Source organism: Microvirga terrestris (assembly GCF_015694425.1).
In the GTDB taxonomy this organism is placed as follows: domain Bacteria; phylum Pseudomonadota; class Alphaproteobacteria; order Rhizobiales; family Beijerinckiaceae; genus Microvirga; species Microvirga terrestris.
This window is the reverse complement of record NZ_JADQDN010000009.1, coordinates 60,088-85,255: the sequence shown is the minus strand read 5'-3', so window position 1 is coordinate 85,255 and position 25,168 is coordinate 60,088. Positions and strand designations below refer to the sequence as shown.

Annotated in this window: 21 protein-coding genes; 11 read left to right on the top strand and 10 right to left on the bottom strand. The window is 60.2% G+C overall.

From position 1 onward, the window contains the following. The first annotated feature begins 3 nt into the window (after nt 1–3). Genes I2H36_RS16230 through I2H36_RS16215 form a run of 4 tightly spaced genes read left to right on the top strand, consistent with a single transcriptional unit; the run spans nt 4 to nt 4,038 of the window. Nucleotides 4–852, top strand: a complete 849-nt coding sequence (locus I2H36_RS16230; RefSeq protein WP_196264951.1) for an ABC transporter permease — start codon at nt 4–6, stop codon at nt 850–852. After that, nucleotides 849–1,640 (top strand): ABC transporter permease, encoded by a 792-nt coding sequence (locus I2H36_RS16225; RefSeq protein ID WP_196264950.1) that lies wholly within the window; start codon nt 849–851, stop codon nt 1,638–1,640. Before I2H36_RS16230 ends, I2H36_RS16225 begins: the two co-directional genes overlap by 4 nt. A gap of 5 nt (nt 1,641–1,645) precedes the next feature. Continuing rightward, on the top strand, nt 1,646–2,713 hold the full coding sequence (locus tag I2H36_RS16220; RefSeq protein WP_196264949.1) for an ATP-binding cassette domain-containing protein: 1,068 nt from the start codon (nt 1,646–1,648) through the stop codon (nt 2,711–2,713). Beyond that, entirely contained in the window at nt 2,713–4,038 is a 1,326-nt protein-coding gene (locus I2H36_RS16215; RefSeq protein ID WP_196264948.1) for an amidohydrolase family protein, read from the top strand. Before I2H36_RS16220 ends, I2H36_RS16215 begins: the two co-directional genes overlap by 1 nt. 3 nt (nt 4,039–4,041) lie before the next feature. Here I2H36_RS16215 and I2H36_RS16210 read toward each other — a convergent pair whose 3' ends face one another. Next, nucleotides 4,042–5,916, bottom strand: a complete 1,875-nt coding sequence (locus I2H36_RS16210) for an adenine deaminase C-terminal domain-containing protein (protein ID WP_196264947.1) — start codon at nt 5,914–5,916, stop codon at nt 4,042–4,044. 80 nt (nt 5,917–5,996) lie between these two features. Between I2H36_RS16210 and I2H36_RS16205 the strand changes: the two genes are divergently transcribed. Then, entirely contained in the window at nt 5,997–6,923 is a 927-nt protein-coding gene (locus tag I2H36_RS16205) for a nucleoside hydrolase (RefSeq protein ID WP_196264946.1), read from the top strand. Nucleotides 6,924–6,932: 9 nt separating this feature from the next. Next, nucleotides 6,933–7,463, top strand: coding sequence for an ankyrin repeat domain-containing protein (locus I2H36_RS16200; protein WP_196264945.1), 531 nt, complete (start codon nt 6,933–6,935; stop codon nt 7,461–7,463). Here the strand turns inward: I2H36_RS16200 and I2H36_RS16195 are convergent. The 6 genes from I2H36_RS16195 to I2H36_RS16170 all read right to left on the bottom strand — a co-directional run bounded on the left by I2H36_RS16195 (nt 7,454) and on the right by I2H36_RS16170 (nt 12,735). Continuing rightward, nucleotides 7,454–8,326, bottom strand: a complete 873-nt coding sequence (locus I2H36_RS16195; protein WP_196264944.1) for an SAM-dependent methyltransferase — start codon at nt 8,324–8,326, stop codon at nt 7,454–7,456. The two genes, I2H36_RS16200 and I2H36_RS16195, sit on opposite strands and share 10 nt — an antisense overlap. After that, the gene (locus I2H36_RS16190; protein ID WP_196264943.1) at nt 8,323–9,477 is read right to left on the bottom strand and encodes an NAD(P)/FAD-dependent oxidoreductase; all 1,155 of its coding nucleotides are present in this window, start codon (nt 9,475–9,477) and stop codon (nt 8,323–8,325) included. Before I2H36_RS16190 ends, I2H36_RS16195 begins: the two co-directional genes overlap by 4 nt. Then, nucleotides 9,474–10,187, bottom strand: a complete 714-nt coding sequence (locus tag I2H36_RS16185; RefSeq protein ID WP_196264942.1) for a methyltransferase domain-containing protein — start codon at nt 10,185–10,187, stop codon at nt 9,474–9,476. Before I2H36_RS16185 ends, I2H36_RS16190 begins: the two co-directional genes overlap by 4 nt. Before the next feature lie 7 nt (nt 10,188–10,194). Continuing rightward, nucleotides 10,195–11,277 (bottom strand): type III polyketide synthase, encoded by a 1,083-nt coding sequence (locus tag I2H36_RS16180; RefSeq protein ID WP_343234463.1) that lies wholly within the window; start codon nt 11,275–11,277, stop codon nt 10,195–10,197. 132 nt (nt 11,278–11,409) lie between these two features. Next, on the bottom strand, nt 11,410–12,330 hold the full coding sequence (locus I2H36_RS16175; RefSeq protein ID WP_196264940.1) for a DMT family transporter: 921 nt from the start codon (nt 12,328–12,330) through the stop codon (nt 11,410–11,412). A gap of 93 nt (nt 12,331–12,423) precedes the next feature. After that, nucleotides 12,424–12,735 carry a hypothetical protein gene (locus tag I2H36_RS16170; protein ID WP_196264939.1) on the bottom strand — a complete coding sequence of 104 codons (312 nt, stop codon included), beginning with the start codon at nt 12,733–12,735 and terminating at the stop codon, nt 12,424–12,426. Nucleotides 12,736–13,048: 313 nt separating this feature from the next. On the opposite strand from I2H36_RS16170, the gene purT reads away from it, so the two are divergent. After that, nucleotides 13,049–14,221, top strand: a complete 1,173-nt coding sequence (gene purT / locus I2H36_RS16165) for a formate-dependent phosphoribosylglycinamide formyltransferase (protein ID WP_196264938.1) — start codon at nt 13,049–13,051, stop codon at nt 14,219–14,221. Between the two features lie 9 nt (nt 14,222–14,230). Here the strand turns inward: purT and I2H36_RS16160 are convergent, their stop codons facing one another. Then, on the bottom strand, nt 14,231–15,685 hold the full coding sequence (locus tag I2H36_RS16160) for a peptide ligase PGM1-related protein (protein ID WP_196264937.1): 1,455 nt from the start codon (nt 15,683–15,685) through the stop codon (nt 14,231–14,233). Between the two features lie 326 nt (nt 15,686–16,011). Between I2H36_RS16160 and I2H36_RS16155 the strand changes: the two genes are divergently transcribed. From I2H36_RS16155 to I2H36_RS16145, 3 genes are read left to right on the top strand one after another with little or no spacing between them, the layout of a single operon-like run. Further along, the gene (locus I2H36_RS16155; RefSeq protein ID WP_196264936.1) at nt 16,012–18,090 is read left to right on the top strand and encodes a PAS domain-containing sensor histidine kinase; all 2,079 of its coding nucleotides are present in this window, start codon (nt 16,012–16,014) and stop codon (nt 18,088–18,090) included. Continuing rightward, complete coding sequence (locus tag I2H36_RS16150) at nt 18,090–18,521, top strand: response regulator (RefSeq protein WP_036352872.1); 432 nt, start codon at nt 18,090–18,092, stop codon at nt 18,519–18,521. The genes I2H36_RS16155 and I2H36_RS16150 overlap by 1 nt, the downstream gene beginning before the upstream one ends. Continuing rightward, nucleotides 18,518–19,570 carry a sensor histidine kinase gene (locus I2H36_RS16145; RefSeq protein WP_196264935.1) on the top strand — a complete coding sequence of 351 codons (1,053 nt, stop codon included), beginning with the start codon at nt 18,518–18,520 and terminating at the stop codon, nt 19,568–19,570. The genes I2H36_RS16150 and I2H36_RS16145 overlap by 4 nt, the downstream gene beginning before the upstream one ends. A 95-nt stretch (nt 19,571–19,665) precedes the next feature. Here I2H36_RS16145 and I2H36_RS16140 read toward each other — a convergent pair whose 3' ends face one another. After that, a complete protein-coding gene (locus I2H36_RS16140) occupies nt 19,666–22,209 on the bottom strand; it encodes an SdrD B-like domain-containing protein (protein WP_210331100.1) in 2,544 nt (847 codons plus the stop codon). Between the two features lie 994 nt (nt 22,210–23,203). Here I2H36_RS16140 and I2H36_RS16135 point away from each other — a divergent pair. Beyond that, on the top strand, nt 23,204–24,847 hold the full coding sequence (locus tag I2H36_RS16135; protein WP_196264933.1) for a Na/Pi cotransporter family protein: 1,644 nt from the start codon (nt 23,204–23,206) through the stop codon (nt 24,845–24,847). Between the two features lie 9 nt (nt 24,848–24,856). Here the strand turns inward: I2H36_RS16135 and I2H36_RS16130 are convergent, their stop codons facing one another. Next, nucleotides 24,857–25,057: a hypothetical protein gene (locus I2H36_RS16130; RefSeq protein ID WP_196264932.1), complete on the bottom strand. Its 201-nt coding sequence runs from the start codon at nt 25,055–25,057 to the stop codon at nt 24,857–24,859. Nucleotides 25,058–25,168: the final 111 nt, after the last annotated feature.

Genomic DNA, 25,168 nt, shown 5'->3' with positions numbered 1-25,168 from the left:
ATCATGACCTCAAGACGTTTCTGGCGCCGCAATGGCGCAACCGGGTGGGCGCTCTCCGCGCCCGCCACGCTCGCCGTCATCGGCTTCCTGCTCATACCCATCGGAGCCGTGATCGCCGGCACCTTCATGGATCCGCGCGGGGTCTTTGCTCCCTACATTGCCTATTTCAACAGCGGATTCCGCACGACCGTTCTGTTCCGCACACTGCAGATCTCCGCAATCACGACGATCATCTCCCTGATCTTCGGCTTCATGACCGCCTATGTGGTCTCCCGCGCCCCGGGAAAGCTGAAGAGTCTGCTGATCGTCGCAGCCGTATTTCCGCTTCTGACCGGCGTGGTGGTGCGTGCCTTCGCGTGGCTCATCATCCTGGGCCGGAACGGCATTCTGAACCAGACTCTGCTAGGCCTCGGCATCATTAACGAGCCGCTTGAGATGCTTTACACCCAGGGGGCAGTGGTCATCGGTATGGTCTATCTGTTCGTGCCGCTGATGGTTCTCTCCCTGGTGGGAGTTCTAGAGAACATCCCCAAGGACGTGTTGCAGGCTTCCTCATCTCTTGGGGCGTCTCCAATGGCGACCTTCTGGCAGGTGCTGCTGCCGCTGGCCGTGCCGGGGCTGATCGTCGGCGCTGTACTTGTCTTCACCGGCAGCTTCACGGCTTATGCGACGCCGCAATTGCTCGGTGGCGAGCGCCAGACCGTGTTGGCAACCCTGCTTCAGCAGCGTGCCATGGTATCCTTTGACTGGGTCGGCGCATCGACCATCGCGGCCATCATGACGGTGATCACCATCACGATCGTTCTCGCGATGAGCCACGTCGCCCGCCGCATCAACCCCATGGCCACATGATGTCGGACAGACCTCATTTCCTCCTGATCGTCGTTGCGGCGCTGGTCTACCTGTTCTTGATGCTGCCGCTCGTCATCGTGGTCGGCGCGGCGTTGAGCGACACCACCTATCTCACGTTCCCGCCGCAGGGCCTGTCCCTGCGCTGGTTCGAAAACATCTTTGAGATCAGTGCTTTCCGACGAACAATCATCACAAGCCTGCAGATTGCGCTTCTCGGAACGCTTATCGCTCTTCTGATCGGCATTCCGGCTGCCTATGCGCTCAACCGCTTCCGGGTCGAGCTGCCGAAATGGCTTGGGACATTGTTCGTTCTGCCGATCCTTGTGCCCGAGATCGTGTTCGGCTTTGCCCTGCTCAAGTCGTTCACGGTCGGGACGGGCGCGCCGATCTTCCTGTCTCTCCTCATCGGCCACACGCTGATCGTGCTGCCCTATGTAGTGCGCGTGATCAGCGCGAGTCTGGCTTCCTTTGACTTCTCCATCGAGGAGGCGGCGATCAGCTTAGGCAGCGCTCCGGTCAAAACCTTCTTCACCATCGTCCTGCCGAACGTCAGGGCCGGGGTGATCGCAGCCTTCATCCTCGCCTTCATCACCTCGCTCAACGACGTATCGGTGTCGCTCTTCCTGACAGGACCTGGGATCAGTACCCTACCGATCCAGATTCTCGCCCATGTGGAGCAGTTCTTCGACCCGACCGTGGCGTCCGTTTCCGTCCTGTTGATGTTCCTCACCGTGGCCGTCATGGCCGTGGTGGAGCGAACCCTCGGCCTCACCTTTTTGGCAAAGTAACTCCCGTGACACAGCCTCTCGCTCTCCAAGCCGTTTCCGCCCATTACGGAACGACCAAGGTCCTCGAAGACCTCTCGCTCTCGGTTCAGGCCGGCGAACTCGTCTCGCTTCTCGGAGCCAGCGGCTGCGGCAAGACCACGACCCTGCGCCTGATTGCCGGTTTTCTCACGCCCACCACCGGCTCGATCCAACTCGGCGGCCGCGACCTGACGCGCTTGCCGACCCATAGGCGCGATATCGGCCTGGTCTTTCAGAATTACGCTCTGTTTCCACATCTGTCAGTTCTCGACAACGTTGCCTTCGGGCTGAAGCAGCGGGGTATAGGTCCGGCCGAGCGCCGCAAGCGCGCCGTGGCCATGCTGGAGCGTGTCGGTCTTGCGGTTTTGGCGGATCGTGCGCCCGGAGCGCTCTCAGGCGGCCAGAAGCAGCGCGTCGCGTTGGCACGGGCGCTCGTCATCGAACCGCCACTGCTGATGTTCGACGAACCGCTGTCGAATCTCGATGCCAAGCTCCGGGTCGACATGCGCGTCGAGATCCGCCAGCTGCAGCGGTCGAATGGCACAACTTCGGTCTATGTCACCCACGACCAGGAGGAGGCGTTCTCGATCTCCGACCGGGTGGCCATCATGAATGCCGGGCGGCTCATGCAGTTCGACCGGCCGGAGGTGCTCTACCGGCGCCCGGCGAACACCTTCGTGGCCCGCTTCGTCGGATTTGAAAACATCATTCCGTTCAAGGTGGTTGCACGGGACGGCGACAGGGTTACGGCGGAGACGGCGGGGATGATCCTCCGATTGTCGCAAGCCGCCTATGGCGCCATCCCTGACAGCTTCCTTCTGGCGACGCGACCCGACGGCCTGGTGGTATCCACCGACCCTATGGCTGAAGGTCTTTCAGCCCAATTGGGCCTGCGAACCTATCTGGGACGGGCCTACCAGTACCAGTGCGACACCCAGGCAGGTCACCTCGTCGCCAATGGCAGCCTCACAACACCGCTCGAGGCTGGGACCAGCGTAAAGCTCGTGCCGATGCCGGAGCAGTGCACCATCCTTCCCGCTGACGGAGCTCGGTGATGGCGTCGATCCTTATCAGGAACGCCTGCCTGCTTCCCATCGACGAGACCATGAGCGTCATCGAAGGTGGATGGATCCATATCGAGGGCAGCACGATCCGGGCTCTTGGTTCCGGCGAGCCACCGCAGGTGGACGGGGCCGAGATCATTGACGTGAACGGCGACGTGGTCATGCCCGGCATGGTCAATCCCCATGCCCATCTGGCCATGACTCTGTTCCGCGGCCTCGGCGAGGACGTGGACGACCGGCTGTTCCGCTACGTGCTGCCGATGGAACGCAAGTTCGTGACGCCGGAAATGGTGCGCGTCGGTACGCTCCTGGGCGCGCTCGAATCCATCGAGGCAGGCGTCACCACCATCGCCGATATGTACTATTATGAGACGGAGGTCGGGCGGGCCCTCAATCAGGCCGGACTGCGCGGCGTCGTAGGCCAGACCCTCGCCACCTTCGACCCGCCGGACCACAGATCCATCGACGAAGGCTTTGCCCTGGTTGAGGAACTCGTGTCCGAGTTTTCAGGGCACGACCGGATTATCCCCTCCATCGCCCCTCACGCGCCGTACTCGACCGATATCGAGGTGATGGCGCGTGTCGCTCGCTGGGCTGAATCTCATCCGGGAGTGCCGGTGCAGATCCACCTCGCCGAGATGGACAGCGAGATGGAATGGTGCCGCAAGAACCATGGGTTGCGGCCAGTCGCGGTTGTAGAGAAGGCAGGTCTCCTGATGCCCGGGCTGATCGCAGCCCATTGCCTGCATATCGATCCCTTTGAGATCGAGCGCATGGCCAAAGCCGATGTGCGGGTCGCCCATAATGCACGCTCGAATGCCAAGGCCGGGCGTGGAATCGCGCCGATCGAGGCCATGCGTGCCGCCGGCATCAAGGTCGGCATCGCCACCGATGGCCCGATGAGCGGCAACACGCTGGACCTGTTCAGCCAGTTCGGGCCGGTCTCCATGTTCCAGAAGCTTCTCGGCCACAGCCGCAAGCCGATGCCGGCCGCCCAGGTGATCCGCATAGCGACGCTGGAAGGCGCACAGGTGCTCGGCCTCGACAGCCGCATCGGCTCGCTTGGGCCCGGCAAGCAGGCCGACATCATCCGCATCGACCTGTCTGCGCCGCGCCTGCAGCCGGTCTACGACATCTACGCGACGCTCGTGTTCTCCGCGATGCCGGTCGACGTTCAGGACGTGATGGTCGGCGGCCGCTGGATCATGCAGGGCCGCAACGTGGAAAGCCTGGAACGCAAGAAGATCCTGCGCGATGCCGGTCAGATTGCGACAGCGTTCAAGGCTGAGATGGCTCGGATCGACGCGGCCGGTTGAACTTTACCAGACGACCGGGTGCGTTTGCCCGGTCGCCACATTCACAAAGCCCTGAGGAGCCGCCTCGCAAGGCGCGACCAGAACCCAGCGCCAAGGCGCACAGGTGAGCGTCGCGAATTGCAGCCGCTCGGGAAAACCCGGATACCAGCGCGGCGAGAAAGTCGGCTCGTAGAGCCATTGGATTGTCTCGGCTTGTGCGTAAAGCTGCTTCATCTCGGCATCGAGTTCTTCCGCCGGACGCTGGGTCATCAGACCGCCGATCTCATAGTGGACCTCCGCCAGAACCTTGTCGCCGCTGACGAGAACCCAACCGCCGCCGATCTCCGCTACGCGGTTCGCCACCATTGCCATGGCCTCGTCGGACGAACCGACGATCCAGAGGTTGTGCTTGTCGTGCGCCACCGTACAGCCGACGGCCGTATCGGGAGTCTTCGGGCCGCAGCCGAGCCAGAACATGCGCGAGATCTTCGCCTCGCCGGAGAAGCGGTCAACGATGGCGAACTTGGTGACGTTCCGGGCCGGATCGCGCTGGACCTCGCCATTTTCGACCGGCAACTCCATGGTGATGAAGTCGTCATGCCAATGAAAGGGCCGCAGCAGCGCGGCCTGCATCGTGGTGCGGCCGGGTTCCGCGAGAATAGTAAAATCCTCAGGCTTGACCCGACGCTTGATTTTGATGGTTTGGGAGGCCCAGTCGGGCCAGTCGATGGAAGGCAGGGCTCCGAGATATTCAGTGCCCCTGGAAACAGGATGACCGTCAGCCCAGACCTCGGTGATGGAGAGCTTGTCGACATCGTCGAGCAGGACAATATCAGCGAAGCGTCCCGGCGCGATGCTGCCAACCCAGGGCGTCAGACGCATGTGACGTGCCGGATTGATGGTCACGCATTGGATTGCGATCTCCGGCGAGAGACCCGACTGAATGGCAAGGCGCACATTGTAGTCCGTTGACCCCATCTTCAGCGTATCCGAGGCGCTGCGGTCATCGGTGGCAAAAGCGACCTGGGACCAGTCGGTAAGACCCCGCTGAAGCATGCCTTGAATGATCTCCGGCATGGAATGTGGCCTGATCTCGATGAAGATACCGTGGCGCAGCTTGTCCCACACCTCTTCGGCGGTCCAACCTTCATGATCGGACGCGAGCCCTGCCGCCGCGAAGGCATTGATGGAATTAAGGTCTCGTAGGCCAGCACCGTGACCTTCAATGACGCCGCGTTGTTCAAATGTAGCCTGGATCATCCCCCAGAGCCGCTTATGGGACGGATTTTCCGGGTTCCAGAGGGCAGGCCAGTCCATCACCTCGTCGAGGCCAGCCACCATCAGGCTGTGTTTCAGGAAACTCGCCTGCTCGTCATGGCCGTAATAGCCACCGCCCCATTCATAGGCCGTGGGCGGCACCGCCGAGCCGGGAAGCGGGAAGATCTTCATGGGCGAGCCATGCCGGCGAGCCGTCAGCCAGAATTCCAGATTGTGCGGACCATCGACATTCGAGAACTCATGGCTTGCCTCGCAGGTCCAGGTATTGCCGTGCGGGAGGACCAAAGCTGCCTCGTATTCGGGGGTTATATGCGAGCTTTCGATGTGCTTATGCACCTCGCCGAACCCCGGAACGGCGGCAAAGTTCGAGCGGTCCTCCAGCGCGAGGGCTTTCCCAGGGAATGTGCCCGCAGGCCCGGTCCAGGCAATGCGCCGACCGCGGATCGCGATCTCCTGATCATCGAGCCATGTGCGGGTGTGAACATCGAGCAGCCGCCCGACGCGCAGGAGCCTGTCGGCCGGGCGCTTGCCAAGGGCGACCAAGACGAGGTCCTGACGGATTACCACTTCGTCCGCGGCATTCACCAGAAGATCGTCGGGGAGCGAAGCGGAACGGGTCACGGCGCACCTGCAGCTATGGTCAAAAGCGGCCCGCTGTCGGATAAGAAACCATACGGACCTGAAAGGCTTCTACCCCGATCATGACCCCTGCAAAACCCCGCCTGACCATCATCGACACCGATCCCGGCATCGACGATGCCATCGGCATCCTCCTGGCCCTCATTTCGCCCACTTTCACCATCGCCGGAATCACGACCGTGGCGGGCAACATCGGCATTGAAAGCACGACGCGCAACGCAGGGCGCCTTCTCGCATTCTCGGATCGGGGCGATATTCCCGTGTTCCAAGGCGCAGCCGCGCCGATCTCGCGGGCCGGGCCTGAGCCGCTTAACCTGCATGGCGAAGACGGCATCGGTGGTGTTGCCTTGCCTGATCCCACTCGTCTCCCTGAAAGCCAGCCTGCTGTGGAATGGCTGGCGGATTTCCTGCTCGATCAACCGGCAGGCTCTGTCGATGTGCTTGCCCTAGGGCCTCTGACGAATCTGGCTCGCCTAGCTCTGGAGAGGCCTGAGGCCGCAGGGCGCATCGGCCGGATCATCGCCATGGGCGGGGCGATCCACGAGCACGGCAATGTTGGGCCGCGCTCCGAGTTCAACCTGTGGGCCGATCCTGAGGCTGCGGCGGTTGTCGTAGCATCCGGCATGCCCCTTATACTCATTCCCCTCGACGTGACCCGCCGCGTTCGCGCCACACGTGAGTTCGTGGAGACGCTGTCAGCGAGCGAAAAGCCGATGGCCGTCATGGTGGCCAGCCTCATTGAATCCTATTTCGAAGCTCAAACGAACCGGGAGAGCCGTCCGCTCCACGATCCCTGCGTGATGCTGTACGCCCTTGCGCCTGAACTCTTCCGCATCGAGGAGCTTCGCCTGATCGTCGATACCGGCAATGGCGAGATGGCTGGAGCGCTCACGATCGACCCAAAAGGAAGCCCTGTGCAGGTGGCACTTGGCGTCGACGGTCCCGGTGCTCTCGACCGCCTTGCTGAAACACTCAGCGCAGTTGGATAGGAAACTGCGATGACGGACGAGCCGCAGAAACCAACTCAGGAACTCGACGAGGAGACCATCGCCTTCGCCCAACGTGTCTTCCAGCATGCGAGAGCAGGGCAGGTGCAGGAGCTTGGCGACCTGCTCCGCATGGGCTTGCCGCCCAATCTGCGCAACGAGAAGGGCGACTCGCTCCTGATGCTGGCGAGCTATCACGGGCATTCAGAGGCCGTACGGATTCTACTGCAGCATGGCGCCGATCCGGAACTCGCCAATGACCGTGGGCAGACGCCCCTCGCCGGGGCGGCTTTCAAGGGCGATCTGACATCGGTGGAAATCCTTCTCGATGGTGGCGCCGACGTGAATGGCCGGGGTGACGGCGGCAAGACCGCGCTCATGGTCGCAGCCATGTTCAACCGAGCAGAGATCGTCGAGATGCTGCTGGCGCGTGGAGCGGATGTTCAAGCGCTCGATGCTGGCGGGCTTACGGCCGAGGCGCTGGCGAGTGCGATGGGTGCATCCGACACGGCCGAGTTGCTCGCTCGTGTGGCTCAGGCGTAGAGCGTTCCAGAGGCCTTTACGGGTTTGTGCGCCGTTAGAAGACCGTAACGCATCGAACCATTCAAATAGGCTATCCAGATACGCGGGACGCTCAGGGCGAAGATGCGGTTCCTGGCATGGGCATCCAGCAGGTAGCGTCTGTATCGCGGCTGCGTCAGGAGTTTCCTTGCAACCCGTCCCGTGCAGAGCGCCCAGGTGCGCCTCACACCGGCGCTGAGATCCTCGAACCCGTCGACTGCCAACCCGGCCTTGCTCGCCCACGTACGATATTCGGTTTCGCTGCCCATGCTCGGCAGGCGTCCCTCACGGCAGATCGGCTCCAGCAGGTAGCGTTCCTCCCAGGAACTGGCTCCGTCACAAGCCAGCCAAGCATAAACGGCGAAGCGGCCGCCGGGACGAAGGGTGCGAAAAACTTCGTCGAAAAACCTCTGCTTGTCGGGCATGTGCTCGGAGCTCTCGATGGCGATCACCTGGTCGAAGGTCTCGTCCCCGAAGGTGTTCTCGAGCCAGTCCTCCCGGCTGAAGTGCAGCAGGGTCGACGCGGTGCTGCGCGCCTGCGCCCGCTGAAGCTGCGCCGAAGAGAGCGTGACGCCGGTCACGCGGACATTGTGATGACATGCGAGCCATTCCGCCGTCGCGCCATAGCCGCAGCCGACATCGCAGACATGCTGACCCGGCTGGAGGTCCAGTTTGTCCGCGAGGTGGGCTATGAGGGCTTCGACTGCCTCATCTGGTGTCTCCCGGCCAGTCTTCCACAGACCGTGATGAACATGCTCGCCCCAGATCTCACGATAGAACGGATCCAACTCGTCATAATGCTCTGCGACGGCGGCCGATGTCTGAACCTCACGCGGCACGATCATGACAGAGCCGCGGTTTTGTGAATGGAGCCCACCCGGATCCGCGTGAACGCTGCCACCTGACGCATGAGGGAGGGCCAAGTGCGGCACAGGTGAAACAGAACAGCCTGCCCAGGCCCGAAGCGGGCTGCCTTGTTGAGAAGAAAGGCGAGCCGGATCTGTTGCCGGACGTTCGCGGCCATCTTCCGATGGAAATCCGTGCTGGCGCGGCCATTGCGAAGGAACATCGAGGCGGCGATATACCCGCTATGCAAAGCCATCGACATTCCCTCACCGGTGAAGGAGGGAATTACACCCATCTGATCGCCGAGGCGGAAGAGGCCGCCAGGCTCGGTCCAGTCAGGGTGATGAACGAAGCCATAGGGAATCTGGAAGATCGAGAAAGGTCTTTCGAAAAGCGCGATTGCGTTCCTCAACCGATCTGCCACAGGCGGGCACTCACGGGTGACCTGGTTGACCAGGCTGTCCCAGCTCTTACCAGCCTGCTCAAACCCTCTCTGGCTGACGACGAGGCAGAGATTGGCGACACCGCCCTCAATGAGTTGCAGCCCGGCATAGCCTTCGTCAAACAGGATGACTTCGATGGCGCCGTCAAGGGCGGTTCGCTGTTGCTCCGACAGCCGATAATGCATCTTGAAGCCGATGAGATCATTGATGGATCCCGATATCGGCCGTTTTGCACCTCTGACATCATGCTTGCCGCTGGCCAGGAAGAGTGTCTCGGCCCGAACGCGGCCCAATGAACCTGCATCAACCCAACTGGCCCTTTCGTCGGCGGTGATGGATCGCACGGTCACTCCCCGCATAATCTGAGCGCCGTGCGAAATCGCCTTTTCCAGCAGCGCCTCATCCAGAATCTTGCGGGAGAGTCCCCGTGCCAGGAAGGGTAACTCCGCTTCTGCCTTTTTCCCGCGATGATATAGACGAAGGTGCGAAATCCGGCTCGCACCCAGGGCATCGAGATCGATGCCGAGACGGGCGAGGTAGGTCTGTGCTTCGACACTGAGGAATTCACCGCAAACCTTGTGCCGTGCTCCCACATCGCGCTCGAGGAGAAGCACCGAGCGTCCTTCCCTGCCCAGGATGCAGGCAGCAGAGGCACCGGCAAGCCCTCCGCCAACGATCACGAGTTCCTCGGTGCGGTGACCGTTCATTTCAACCGGCTCACGCAGAGGCGAAACGGAATGTGCCACCGGATTTCTGCCACTCCGGGTGCGAGGCCTGCCGCATGCAGGATCTTCTCCCAATCCCCTTTCCGAAAGCTGCGGGCGATGGAGACAGGTCCATCGTGCTGGACGAAGCGGTGCCAGCGGGCAAGGCGGGCGAGCGTGCCGAAGACGTGAAATGGAAGCGGATGGCGGTGCAAATCGGCGATATACCAGCCTCTTGCCGCCACCTGTTCCATCCAGCGAATGAAGACCGCCAGTTCCTCATCCGACATATGATGGGTCGTCTGTGAGCTGATCACGAAGTCAATAGGCTGCTCGGGCATGTAGTCGAAGACATTGCCCGTCCGGTACTCGATGGAGACACTGGCAGGTGTTGCAGCTCTGGCAATCGGTTCGCTCATAGGATTGAGGTCGACCCCGACCAGACCGACTGCACGGCCTTTGCGACGGCCCCAGGAATGGATCTTGCGTAGGAGGTCACCGTAGCCGTATCCCACATCGAGCACCGTCACACGCTCGTTCGGTGCCAGATTGCGGGTGGCACGGTCGAGCCAGCTCAGGATGGGGCCGTGGGTCAAGGTCAAAGCATTGACCATGGCGAGATCCTTGAGGCAGGCTTGGTAATCCTCGAAGCTGACAGTTTCGGTGTCCATCAACTCCGTCTCGTGGCTGCGCTCGGCGAAGCTCCGGCCCATGGCGGGGTTATCCTGTGATATCGAACCGAAAGGTCTCGGCGACGAGTCCGGGCCCGAAGGCCATGCCGATGCCTTTCGAATCCGGAGGCGCCTGATGCATCATGCGATTGAGCACAAACATCAGCGTGGCGGACGACATGTTCCCGAAATCCCGCAGGACGCCGCGGGACCAGCGCAGAGCGTCCGGGGCAAGCTCAAGGCCCTGTTCGACCGCATCAAGGATCGTACGGCCGCCCGCATGAACGGCCCAGAGATCGAAGTCGTCCTTATGCTGGCCCCGCAGGATGCCACCGTCGTCGTTGCGGGTTGACTCATGGCGGAGCGCTTTTGCGATCTGCTGCGGCACCTCGCCGGATAGGCTCATCTGAAAGCCCGCATCGCCGATGCGCCAAGTGATGAGATCCCGCGTGTCCGGAATGGTCGCTACGCGGAAATCCTTGAGGGCAATGCCTCGTGGTTCGGCCGTAACGATGCTCGCGGCGCATCCGTCGCCGAAGAGCAAAGCACCCAAGATCACCTCGAGGTCCATGGTTTCTTGGAGGTGAAGCGTGCAGAGTTCCAAATTGACGACCAGCACCTTCGCAGAGGGTTCCGACCGGGCAACGTGGTGCGCCAGCTTCAACGCGTTGACGGCCGCAGCGCAGCCCATGAACCCGACCAAGGTACGCTCGATGGACGGATTGAGGTCGAGTCGTTCCATCAGCTGCTGGTCGAGCCCGGGAGCTGTGAATCCTGTGCAGGACGCCACTATAAGATGGGTGAGGGTGGAGAGTTCTTCGCCCAGTTCGAGGCCACCGACTGCCCGCTCGGCAAGGTCGACTGCATGGGTCTCGAAACGGTTCATTCGGGCCGCGGTTCCGGCAAACTGTCCCGGCTGGAAAAACCCTTCCTGATCGGCGGCAATGTCCAGATTTTCACTAGGCGTGAGGGTGGAGTAACGATGCTCGATGCCGGAACGCTGCACCATGCGCCTGAAAAGAAGCTTGTCCTTCCGCTCGGGCAGGAGGCGGTCGACAAAGCCGATGAATGTCTGATGGACGTCATGCTCCGGCACAGCCGTGCCGATCCGGTTGATATACGCGCCTGTCACAAGTTCCACCCTGCCTCAACGGCCTAGGCTGCGGCCCATGCCTTACGATTGCAGATCAGGGACATAGGGCACAGGCTAATCGAGTGAACGCGGGTGCGGCAGAAGTCGCACCTCTGTGATCGCGGCGCAGCTTCAGCGCGTCGTGGATGTCGCGGCCGACGCCTGCGGCACGGGTTCGGGCAATGGGTCAGCCTCCGGTCGGCCTCGCTTGAGGGTCCGCTCGCGGGCGAAAATGAACAGACCGGCTGCAACCACGATGGCGATGCCGAACAGGGCCAAGGCGTCCGGCCACTCGTCGAAGAACAGGGCGCCGATCGCCAGAGCCCAGAGGATTTGGCTGTATTGGGCCGCCCCTAGGCGGTCGGCCGGAGCGTACATGGTCGCCACGATGAAGAAGGCCTGCGCGACGAAGGCTGTGGCTGCGAAGGCGATCAGCAGGATCCACTGAGAGATTGTGGGCCAGGCAAAGCCTGGGATCATCAGCACACCGGCCAAGAGGGTTGTGGCCAGAAACACGGTGCTGATGAGCGTGAACCGTTTCTCCGTGTGGCCGATCATGCGACCGGCAATGACCCCTCCGGCTGCGCACAAAGCCGCAGCTAGGGCTGCAAAATGGCCGGGGAGAAGCTCCCTAAACCCAGGACGCACGATGACCAGCACCCCGATGAAGGCCGCGCAGACGGCAAGGCCGCGGCGCCAGCGGACATGTTCCTTCAGGATGAAGATGGAGAGGATCGTCACGAGGCTGGGCATAAGGAACAGAAGCGCGAAGGCTTCAGCGAAGGGCAGGCTCCGGAATGCTATGACGCTCAATGGCGTCGTAGCCGCGATCAAGAAGACCCTGAACCCCATGAGCCAAGGCCTGTTCCAGCGCACCATATCGATGACACTGTCGCCTTTCTTCATGAAGACTGGCGAGAGGATCAGCGGGATAAGATAACCGAAGAAGGTCACCTCGAACGGATCGAGGTCATGGCCGATCGCCTTCACAATGGCGTCGCCCCAGGCGAAGACCGCGAAGGCAAGGAAAGCGAGAATGATACCTTTGACCATGTTCGGGCAATCCCGCGGGAGGGGCGGTTAGAAAAGGCAAAGGCGCCAGCCGATCAGGCTAGCGCCAGCGGGCGGGCGAACAGGATAACAGGCTTATCGCGGCATGACGAGGCGAGGGCGCTTCCGTTCGACTACCACGACCTTCGGGCCCTCGTTGCGTTCGGGCATGGAGAAACGATCTGCCAAGCGCATAGGCCGACGGACCGCGGCCGGAACTGCAGCTTTCAGCACCTCGGGTCGGACCTCATCCTCGGACATTCCCATGAGTTGTGCGGCAATCTCGATCTGGCTCTCGACATCGTCCGTCAGACCCTGGGCCGCCGCAATGGCTTCCTCAACGGCAGGAAGGTCGACACGGGTAACGCGCCGGTTCTGGGTTTCCGAAGGTTTCTTCTTGGCTAGCATCGGGCTTCTCCTGGGCAGACCCTTAACTCATGAAGCTGAGGTTTGCGTAATGCATGGTTGAGGCGGCAGGGCTGCACTGAGCGCAAGCGAGGCTGAAATCCCCTCGATGCTCTTGAACGCCACTGGAGCAAACCGGATCCATGGTAAAGCTGGAAAAATGGCTAGGAGCAAAGCTTTTTCAGCAGTGCCGCATACCAGGCCGTCGCAAAGTTTCGAGTTCACGACCGCTCTTTTCGGCCTGTGCAGACTCGACCATACTGATCGGCTAAGGCATGCAGTGTCGTCACCGCCGGGCAAGACGAAAGGCAATCCTGTGTTCACTGCCAAAATTCTCCTCCTCGGATCGGGCGAACTCGGCAAGGAGTTCGTGATCTCGGCGAAGCGGTACGGGTGCCATGTGATTGCCTGCGACAGCTATGCCAATGCACCGGCCATGCAGGTCTCCGATGAGGCCGAGGTGTTTTCCATGCTGGATGCGGACGCCCTGCGGCAGGCCATCGAGAAGCACCGGCCCGACTTCATCGTGCCGGAGATCGAGGCAATCCGCACTGAGGTGCTGCAGGAGTTCGAGGATAAGGGCTTGACGGTCGTGCCCTCTGCCCGTGCTGCTTCCCTGACGATGAACCGGGACCGGATCCGCGAGCTTGCCGCCACCGAGCTCGGCCTGCGTACGTCCAAGTATCGATATGCGGAGAGCCTGGAAGAGGTCAGGGCTGGAGCCGAGCATACCGGGCTGCCCTGCGTCATCAAGCCGGTCATGTCCTCCTCGGGTAAGGGGCAGAGCACCGTTCGAACGCCCGATCAGCTGGAGCAGGCCTGGAACGATGCCGTGGCCAACATGCGGGGCGACCGGAAGAAGGTGATCGTCGAGGAGTTTGTCGCCTTCGAGTACGAGATCACCCTGCTGACTATCCGCTCCCGGGAGGGCGTGTCCTTCTGCGAGCCTATCGGACACCGGCAGGAGCGAGGGGATTATCAGGAATCCTGGCAGCCGACACCGATGACCGAGAAGCTGCTGGATGATGCCAAGGAGATGGCCCGCAAGGTCGTCGACAACCTTGGAGGCTACGGGATCTTCGGGGTCGAATTCTTTGTTACTCGCGACGAGGTGATCTTCTCTGAGCTTTCGCCTCGCCCGCATGACACCGGTCTCGTCACGCTCCTGTCCCAGAACCTCTCCGAATTCGATCTCCATGCCCGTGCCGTTCTGGGGCTTACGATCCCGCCGGTTCGCCTCAAGGGGCCGACAGCATCAGCCGTGATCCTGGCGGACCGCGAGGCTGAACGGTTTTCGATTCAGGGGCTCCGGGAGGCGCTGGAGCTCGCCTCCGATGAGGCGGACGTAGAGGTTCGCCTGTTCGGCAAGCCGACGACCCGCAAGCACCGCCGGATGGGCGTTGCTTTGGCATCCGGGAGCACAGTGGAGGAGGCCCGCAAACGAGCGTCTCAGGCGGCGGCTCGCATCCAAATCAAGTATGAGGGTTGAAATTGTAGGTCAGGCCTCGGTGCTCTCCCGATCGAGCACGTCGGTCGTGCGCCGGTAGAGCTCCCTTGCTTCCTCGTGGGAGGGAGCGATGCAGAGGACGCCGAGCTTGCCGAATTCCGATAGAGCGCCGATCAGGTGGAAGACGACGCCTTTCTGGCAAGCTCCATCGAAGTGCAGCCTGTTGAGAGCCGCGATATCGATCAGATCGCCTGGAGCGAGACCGCGATAGAGCGGCGATTCCAGGTTATCGGAGGCATAATAGCAACGGGGTTGACCGGACGGGGTGACGAAGTTGCCGGTGGTAGGGTCGTAACAGCCGTCCGTGAGGAACTCGAGCATCATGAATGGATGCGTCGTGCCTCCGCGCCTCAGGTTGATCTCGATGGCATAGTGGCGCCATTCGTTGCCTTCCAGAACTGACAGAAAGTCGATTGCGAAGCGCCCACAGACGCCTTGCTCGGCGAGTGCCCGGGCTGCCTTCAGGCCATCCTCCTGGATCTCAAGGCGATAGTGCTCGTCGGCTGGGAAGGTGCAATCGAGAAAGACCTGCCCGCTGTCACCTCCAAGAACCTGATCGTGGGTCGAGACAGGCTCCAGCTGCCCGAGCGGGTCGATACGGAATTGGGCCGACGGGGAGCGTTTGACCTCGCCTTCGATGAATTCCTCCACGATTCCGCCCATCACGGAGAGCTTTTCTTCGAACAGCTCCCAGGTCATGTCCTTTGCCTCGAAAGCGAGCTGAGGAAGGCGGCTGCGAATCCAACCTCGGAGCTTGGACCCTTTGGGCGCCTCCTCGTAGGCGAAGACTGCGTTTCCCTCGCCGGAAAACCCCTCGTTCAGCTTCACAACCGCTCGCCGGATCGCGGGTCGGCGCCGTTGGAGTTCCAAGAGCGCATCCACGATTTGATCCTGCGTGAAGAGATCCTCAAAACCCTCGGGCATGGCGATGCCGGCTTCGCGGAAGATCTTTCTTGAGCCGCTCTTGGAGCCCAGTGACAGCAGATCCGGATCGCAGCCATAGATCGGCAGGTCGAGGCTGAGCGCCAGATTTCGCTCAACCTCCGTGACGTTGAAGCAGATCATGTAGGCAGAATCTGGATCGGGAATGGCGTCCTGGATCCTCTGCTGCAGGCGAGGGCGCTCGATGATCTTCTCGGTCAGGGACGTTTGAGAGCCATCGTGGCAGGAAAGAAGGGTCAGCCGCTTTCTGGCGTGCTGCGCCGGGATGCCTGGCAGCAGGTGCAGATAGTAGTCGATAATGGGCTCCGGGATCGGGTGGCTGGTCACGTAGACAATCTGCGTCCGGGGCATCCGCAGAAGCATCAGATAGCAGAGCATCCGCTCTTCGTAGTGATGAGCGCCCGATATGTTGGCCAGCACCTCCCGATCCATGGTCAGGCTTGGAACGATGACGACCGTTCTGGGGGCGTCCTGATCCGAAAAGCCGCGGAACATGGGAGGCATACGCGCCTGCAGCTGAGCGAATTCAACCTATTCGGATGAGGGCGCTACGAGGCCCGCTGCATTCATCATTGACCCTGGGCTCCCTTCCATTGAGGCGACAGGCCTCTGCTCTCCAGCGGAACGCTCATGGCCAAGGTTTAGTTGCGCCTCTGTGGTGGGGTACGCTTGGTGCCAATCGCGGTATGATCGCGGCAAAGAGTGTCGGATTGGTCACAGGTCCGCCTGTCGTCGGGGATTGCCATGGCTCTCGGTCAAAGGGTGCCTAATTAAGCACAAGCTCCATTCGGCATCAGACAGGGAGGCTGGCTGCTGTCCAGCGCAGGTTCTTGAAGACGATCAATTTTGAGGCGCTGTTCAGCGCCTCCCCTAATCCCTACGTGCTGGTGGACTTGTCCCTCACCATTGTCGGAATGAATGAGGCCTATCTCAACGTCACCATGCGCGAGCGGGAAGATCTCATCGGGCGCAACATGTTCGATGCTTTTCCTAGCGATCCGGATTCGCCGAGCCATCGACAGCTGCGGAATTCATTCGAGAAGGTTATCCGCGAGAAGTTAGCCGACCATCTGCCCCTCATCGAATACGCCATCCCGTTACCCAACGGCCAGGGTTTCGAGGAGCGTTTCTGGAGCGCAACCCATACGCCGCTCTTCACTCACGCGGGCGAGATGACTTTCATCCTCCAGCATACGGTGGATGTGACCGAACTCCAGCGCCTGAGGGTTCTGGCGAGAAGCTCCGGCTTGTCCTCAGGGCCTTCAGCCCTGATCGAGACGGATATGTTCCGCCGAGCCCAGGCGGTGCAGGAGGCTAATCAGGCCCTGACTGAAGAGCGTCAGCACCTGCGTGGCCTCTTTGAACAGGCTCCCGGCTTCATGGCGGCTCTCAGCGGTCCCGACCATGTATTCACCATGGCGAATGCTGCTTATCTGCGGCTGATCCGCCGTGAGAACATCGTTGGGAAAACCGTACGGGAGGCTCTGCCCGAAGTGGTCGACCAGGGCTTCCTGGCTTTACTCGACCGCGTGCACCGGAGTGGCCAGCCCTTCGTGGGCCGAAGCATCAGGATTGTCCTTGAGCCAAGTTCTGGCGGCGCTCCTGAGGAGCGCTTCCTTGATTTCGTCTACCAGCCGGTGTTCGACCCGGATGGCAAGGTGTCCGGGATCTTCGTTCAAGGCCACGACGTGACCGAGCAGAAGCGGAACGAGGAAGCCCTGCGCGAGAGTGAAGAGCGCTTCCGGGTCATTGCCAATTCGATCGATCAGATGATCTGGGCAACGCAGCCGAACGGCTCCCATGACTACTACAATCAGCGTTGGTACGAATACACAGGCGTTCCCGAGGGAACGACGGACGGGGAAGGGTGGAACGGGATGTTTCATCCGGACGACCAGGATAGAGCTTGGGGTGTCTGGCGCCAGTGCCTGGAAACAGGGGAGCCGTACCACATCGAATACCGGCTTCGCCATCGTTCTGGCCAGTATCGCTGGGTTCTTGGTCGCGCTCAGCCCCTTCGCGACGACAAGGGTCGCATTGTTCGGTGGTATGGCAGTTGCACGGACATCCATGACCTCAAAATGGCCCAGGAGGAGACACGCCGGCTTGCGTCCATGCTGACAGAGCGCGTGGCTGAACTGGATGAGGCGAACGAGGAAATCCAGCGCTTCGCCTATATCGTCAGCCATGACCTCCGAGCACCTCTCGTCAATGTCATGGGATTCACGAGCGAACTTGAGGCCGCCCAGGCAGAAGTGGATCGCTTCTATCGGAATGTTCTTGAGCGGGATCCCGGACTGGTCACACAGAAAGCCCGCACGGCTGTCGAGATCGATCTGCCGGAGGCGATCGGGTTCATTCGGTCGTCTACCGTCAAGATGGACAGATTGATCAACGCCATCCTGAAACTGTCACGCGAGGGCAGACGTATTCTGATGCCGGAGCCGCTCAACATGAGCCAAGTGCTCGAGGCCCAGCGCCAAAGCGTCGCACATCAGTTGCAGGAGCGCGGTGCAGACCTGGTGATCGAAGCACTTCCGGACCTCACGAGCGACCGCTTCGCCCTCGAACAGGTCTTCGGAAACCTGATCGACAATGCTGTCAAGTACTTGGACACTGGCCGGGCAGGCCGCATCGTGGTTCGCGGCCGGGAGTTGGGAGAGAATGTCCAGTACGATATCCAGGATAACGGACGCGGGATCGACCCCAAGGACTTCGAGAGGATTTTTGACCTTTTCCGGCGATCCGGCGTCCAGGACCAGCAGGGAGAAGGGATCGGGCTTGCGCATGTGCGCGCACTCGTGCGAAGGCTTGGCGGCTCAATTACCGTGTCATCCCAACTGGGTCAGGGTTCGACATTCACGGTCATTTTGCCCAAATACCTCAGCATGAACTCGGAAGCCGCCTGATGCCTAGCCAACAGCCTGTCACCATCATCATGGTCGAGGACGATGAGGGGCATGCCCGCTTGATCGAGAAGAACATTCGCCGGGCAGGCGTCTGCAATGAAATCCGCACCTTTGCGAGCGGGACGGGCGCTTTGGAGCACCTCTTCAGCGAAGATGTTCGCAATGCAGGACCGTTTCTCGTTCTGCTGGATCTAAACCTGCCGGACATGAACGGCGTGGATATTCTCATCAAGCTCAAAGCGGACGAGAAGTTGAAGCGCGCACCAGTGGTCGTGCTCACCACTACCGACGATCAGCGCGAAATCCAGCGGTGCTATGACCTCGGTGCAAATGTCTACATCACGAAGCCGGTAGAATACGAATCCTTTTCCCAGGCCATTCGCCAGCTAGGACTATTCCTGTCCGTCATCCAGGTTCCCGAGACGCTATGATCAACGGTGATGCAGCCAGCCCGCCGATCCGGCTCCTGTACATCGATGACGACCACGGTCTCGGTCGCCTCGTCGAACGGACCCTCTCACGTCACGGTTTTCATGTCAGGCATGCCCTGAGCGGCGATGAGGGACTGAGCCAGCTCGTCGCCGAGCGGTTCGACGTGATCGCCTTGGATCACTTCATGCCGGGCAAGGAGGGACTGGAAATCCTTGCCGAAATCCATGAACTCTCCGACCCTCCTCCCGTGGTGTACGTGACGGGTGCCGATGAAGGCCGGATCGCCGTTGCCGCTCTCAAGGCAGGTGCGGCGGACTATGTGATCAAGGATGTCGGCGGTGTCTTCATCGATCTCCTCCGCACGGCGGCTGAGCAGGCACTTGCCGCCGCTCGCCTCCGTCGCGAGAAGGAAGCGGCCGAGCGGGAAATGCGCGAGGCGCGGGAGCGGGCCGAGATGCTCCTCCGCGAAGTCAATCACCGTGTCGCCAACAGCCTTCAGCTGGTTGCATCACTAGTGGCCATGCAGCAGAGAGCGCTTGGAAACGACCCGATCGCCAAGGACACCTTGGCCGAAACCCAGAGCCGCATTACAGCAATCTCACAGATTCATCGCCGTCTCTATACCTCGAACGATATTCGCTTTGTGGAGATGGACACTTATCTGCAAGGGCTGGTCGAGGAACTGGAAGGGGCCATGAGAGCTGCCGGTCGCGTGCATACGATCAGGGTTCTGGCGGAACCAATTGCCATTCCGACCGACAAAGCCGTCTCCGTTGGGGTTATAGTTACGGAACTCGTCACCAACGCTTTCAAGTATGCCTATCCGGAGGGCACGTCCGGCGACATACGCGTCGCGCTTTCGTCTTCCGGCGAGAAAGTCGTCCTTGTCGTTGAGGATGACGGCATTGGTTGGAGGGGCAATGGCGAAGTGCAGGGGAGCGGCCTCGGCACGAAGATCGTGAAGGCCATGGCGTCCAATCTGCAATCGTCCATTGAGTTCGACCAGCAGCATGCTGGGACGCGCGCCGTACTGCCCTTTGCTATCTGAGGGGCGTCTCCAAAGGCTTCGCTTTCATAAAACAAGAGGTGCACAGCGGATGAGCACCTCCTGCAACTTAGATGAGGCGAAGACTTCTCTGATCTTCAGATCAGATAGAAGTGAGTATATTTGAGATTGAGGCCTGCATCGATCTTGGCGAACTCGACTGCCTTAACCTTCGCCCCCGAACCGTCGGCATCATATGAGAGAACGCCTGATGCCTTGTCGTAGATCAGGTAGTCGTTCTTGTCCTTGGCTTTCGGGCCGGTCGTGAAGAAGTTCTTGTTCAGCTGCGACGGTTTATCGAGCGAGCCTTTGCCGAGCTTCTTAAACACAGCGTCATCAAGGTAGAAGAGATCGTCTTTCACCCTGAAATCGGTGATCTTATCGAAGTTCACCGTCCTGTCGGTCGTCGCGCTGCCCAGCCTCTCATTGAACACGAACTTGTCCTTGCCGGAGCCTCCGGACAGGATGTCGTTGCCGTACCCCCCAAAGACCATGTCATCGCCTTCGACGGCCTCAATCACGTTCTTACCGGCATTGCCGATCATCACGTTGTTCAGCTTGTTGCCGATAAGGCTGAGGTAAGATGTGCCAGAAGCGGTGATGTTGCTGACGTCGCTCGCGAGCGTCATGCTGGAAGAGGTCACGAGCGTCTTCTCTTCCTGCAGCCATACGAGATCGCCGGAGAAGGTGGACGGCAGAACAAAGCCGAGAGGCATCTCGTCGCCAAAGATATAGTCCGCACCGCCTGTGCCGTAGAGCCTGTCGGAGCCTGCTCCGCCAACGATCAAATCGTCGCCGTCATTGCCGTAGCCGATGTCATCGCCGGTTCCGCCGATCATGACGTCGCGGGTGTTGCCTCCGAACAGCTGATCGTTACCATCTTTTCCGTTCAGGCCATTGACACCCTCATTGCCGTAGAGGTTGTCATCACCGATTGCGCCGATGAGCTTGTCACGGTCGTTGCCGCCATAGCCGTTCTGACCCTTCCCGACATCGCGCCATTCGTATTTCCGGAGGGCGACCTGCCGCTCATCGTTGACTTCGGCACTCGCTGGTTTGCTGCCTGCTAATGCAATCAGATCCGCGAACTTGACCACCGTGCCGTCGCTTAACTTGAGGGCCGCGGCCGAACTGCTGTCCAATCCCGAGTAGTCGTTGAGGACGATGGCGCCACCGTCGCTGAACACCAGTGCAAGCTTGGCGTGCTTTGGCGTATCGATCCAGTTTGCAACCTTGCCGACCCAAGTCGCCTTGATGTCCTTGAGGGAATAACCAGAGAGCTCGATGACATCGTCGCCTGGCCTGAAGTCCCAGATCATGTCGACGCCGTCGCCCTTGGTATAGCGATAGGTATCTTGGCCGTCATTGCCGTAGAGGTTGTCGCCGATGAGAACCTTGTTCAGCTTTCCATTGCCGGGGTTGAGGGCAATCTCCCCGCGATCCGTTCCACCGTAGATCGTGTCGTTACCACCTTCACCCTGCATTTCGTCATTGCCGCTACCGCCATGGATGAAGTCATCATGGTCACCCGCTTCGATGAGATCGTCGTTTCCGATTTCCTTGGGAGGAGTCACCACAGGAGGTTGGGCCTCAATCTTGGACAGCCCAGCATCTACGGTCGTGATGTGCTTAGTCGTCTCGTTGATCGTGTAGGAGCCCGTGCGTCCGGTGCTCGCATCGGCGTCGCTGTCCCGGGCGTCATCAGGCCCGGCGTCTAACCCAGTGAACTGGTATGTTCCCTCGGGACCCTTACCGAACTGAACATTGTAAGTCCCGAACGGCAGATCACTGAAGCGATACTCGCCCTTGTGGTCCGTTACGACAGTCGACACGACCTTGCCGCTAGAGTCGATGAGATTGGCCTCAATACCGGGCAGACCACCTTCCTGGCCGTCATCATCTTGCAGACCATCCTTGTTGAGGTCGAGCCAAACTCGCCCGGAAAGGGAGCCGGTCTGCGCTATCGGAGGCACAACAGCCGGTGCTGTAGGAGCCAATCCCCAAAGCTTGAGACTGTCCTCGCGCTTGGCTCCGTCCGTGCCGACGCTCGTGAGACGTGCGCCGAAACCCTGCAGCGCCAGATGCTCGAGGGTCAGGTTGTCGCTGGTATGGTCCAGGAGGATAGAGACCGTCTTGATGTCATCCCGCCCAATTCCTGATGTCCCGATACCGATTCCCACATCGTAGGGAGTAAGGGGGCGGCCATTCATGTTGTCGCTGTTACCGCCGCCTGGCACAGACTCGACACCATCGGCATCAAACATGCGTCCTTCGATCAGGGGGGCTGAACTGCCTAATCCAATGACCGAGAGCCCCTTCAGCCAGGTTTCGCCTGCGGGATCGTTCTCAATACCTGCAATATGGAAGAAGATGCCGCGCAGATCGGCGGTATCCCTATTCTTATCCCCATCGTTGTCGAAGAGGGTTGCAGTCAACTGCAGAGTGCCATCCGACAATTGTTCAATGAGAAACTTAACCGCAGGAGTTCCGACTTCGTATACCGAACCGGTTTTCCCAATCGCTTCATCCTTGTCGATGACGAACTCAAGCGACCGAACCACGCCAGACATGCAACTTGCCCCCAGACAAGAGTGAGCCGGCGCAATGAAGCCAGAGCGAGCCACCCCATATTTGGGATCCATCAACTCTCTTCATGACGTAAAGTCAATCGATGCTTAAGTTTTTGGCAGCCTGCAGTCTAAGCCTTTCTTCAGATACCTATTTAAACTTTTAGAATAAAGTTGCATCTAATTCTCTTCGCACGCGTCAAGATTGGTCGCTCTTTCATCCTAACGTTAGGGGAATGATAGGAGAGGATTAGGCGGATCTTGCTATGAGAAACCAAGCAGTAGAGCAATTGGCCCATTTGGAGGTCAGGTTCTTCCTGCGGGATCGTAACTTTTAACGGTGCGGGCCTCTTCTAGGGGAACTGGCGCTCAATCTTGCCCGGATCTCCCCGATCAGGATACTCAACTCCCGTTGCAGCCTGCTCAACCGAGATAGGATCTCGTGATCCGGTATGCGGGCAGCTGCACCCTCCTCTCCATTTGGCAGCGGCTGCGCCATGCTGCGCAGCTCCTCCAGGGTAGTCGGGCCAATATTAGGCACCGTCAGCCATTGTGCATCGGAGATGCTCGCTACCTCACGGATCGTCGGACACCGGCCCTGGAATTCTGCCAGGATGGCTCCCCGTACACGTCCGGAGCATTTCTCGATCGGAAATGGATCGTCCAAACCCATCTCACACCCTCGCATACTCACCAGTGAAATACCGTCTATCAAGAATGCAACCTCAAGACTTGGCCGTGCCAGATACTCATGCGTACCGGCTAATTGTGGAAAAGAGCAGACGTCATTTCGGGGATAGGAACATGCGTTGGGAGTAGCCAAATTGTTCCACACCTACATTCGACTGTCCCGAGAAGGGTATACAGGCCCAAATCTTTGAAGCCATTACCCAAATTGGGATCAAGGCTCGCTTTGGGGTTAGGGACCAGCCCGATCTGCCTCCCGCTTCAAGAAACTGGTGACTCGCACGTGGGGGCGGCTCATTATTAGCCGGCAACCTTATTGCGGACATGGCTCACGAAGGATAAGCAGAGCGATCGCGCCATCACTTCCTGTTCCGAGGGCTGAATGTCTGCAACATCCGTCTTGATCCACCTTTTCGGTGAGATTGCCCTGCTTCTTTGGGGCATCACCATGGTCAACAGCGGGGTGCAGCGCGCTTTCGGCAGTGACTTGCGCTGGATCTTGGGAGCGGCACTGAGAACCCGCCTCCAGGCCTTTCTGGCGGGTGTCGGCGTCACGACTGTTCTTCAGAGCAGCACCGCCACTGCCCTGATGGTGGCTTCGTTCACGGCCGGCGGAGCGGTGGACATCGTTCCGGCCCTTGCCGTGATGCTGGGCGCGAATGTTGGCACAACCCTGATCGTACAGGTGCTGTCCTTTGACGTATCGCTGATCTTTCCTGTGCTCGTCTTCGGCGGCTTCATGACGTACCGGCGTGGAAAGACCAGCCGGACGAAAGATCTGGGGCGCGTCGCCATCGGCCTGGGCCTGATGCTGCTGTCCCTTCACCTTCTGAGCGAGACGATCCACCTCATCGAGAACTCGGCTGTCCTGAAGGAGCTTCTTGCGTCCATCGCGTCCGATCCGCTGATCCTGGTGCTCCTGTCGGCATTCCTTGCCTGGATCGCCCATTCCAGTGTGGCCGCGATGTTGCTGATCATGTCCCTAGCTGCGGCTGCTGTCATCGGACCGCCGGCGGCTCTCGTGATGGTGCTTGGCGCCAATCTTGGAAGCGCTCTCAATCCATTCCTGGAGGCTATGGGAGGCGATCCTGCCAAGATCCGGGTGCCGGTCGGCAACCTGGCCACGCGTGTCATTGGCTGCGCCGTGGCGTTGCCCCTGGTCGATCCGATTCTCTCGGCCATGACACTGATCGACCCAGACCCGTCGCGTCTGGCAGCGAACTTCCACACGATCTTCAATGTGGCACTCGCCACCGTCTTCATTCTGCCGCTGCCATGGATTGCAAAGCTGCTCGTCAGGCTGTTTCCGGAAAAGCTCCAAGCCTCGGATCCTGGAGTGCCGCAGTATTTGGACAAGGATGCCTTGGACACGCCTCCGGTCGCCCTGTCGAACGCAGCCCGCGAGGTTCTGCGTATGGTCGACACGGTCGAATCCATGTTGCGCAGTTCGCAGGATCTTTTCCGGGAGGACGACATCAGCCGCGTCGATCAGGTCAGCCGCACCGACGACGTGCTGGATCGCCTGTTCAGCGCCATCAGGCGTTATCTCAGCTCCATCAATCATGAGGCCCTGAGCGAGGCGGAGGCCAAACGCCTCTCGGACATTCTCGCCTTCGCCATCAACCTGGAGCACGTGGGCGACATCATCGACAAGAATCTGATGGAGCTGGCCGCCAAGCGCATTAAGAACCACCTGCGCCTGCCGAAGGACAGTTTGGAGGACATCACAAGCATGCACGCCAAGCTGCTGGAGCACCTGCAACTGGCCGCGTCCGTTCTCATGTTCCAGGATATCGGCTCGGCCCGCAGGCTCGTCTCCGAAAAGGAGCGATTCCGAGACCTTGAGCGCGCAGTAGCCCAGAAGCACCTCGACCAGCTCAGGTCAGGCAGGACCGTGGGTGACACCAGTACGCTTCAGCTCGACATCGTTCGTGACCTGAAGCGCATCGAGGCTCATATCGCGTCGACTGGCCACTCCCTGCTGGAGCAGAGCGGAGAGCTCAAGCCTAGCCGTCTGACATCCTGATCGCGAGAGCTATTTCTGATCCTTCAGGGTGCGCCAGTCCATGTACCGGACCGGGTCGGGCAATCCGATATCGCGCCGCTCATGATCGGACAGGTTGTTTAGATCTGAAACGATGGAATCGCTTCGCAGGATGTCCGGGCGGAACCAGAGCTTCAGGCGCAGCCAAGCGTTCTCAATACCGCGCGAGCGGCGAGTCTCTTCATACCTCATGACAACCTACCGATTTGTTTCGTCAAAGGGCTCTCAGCGCCCTCGATCAAGCATCCTTAAGGTGCTCCTGTTTCAGGATCTTGACAAAGCGAATGCCAATAGGCTGGCATA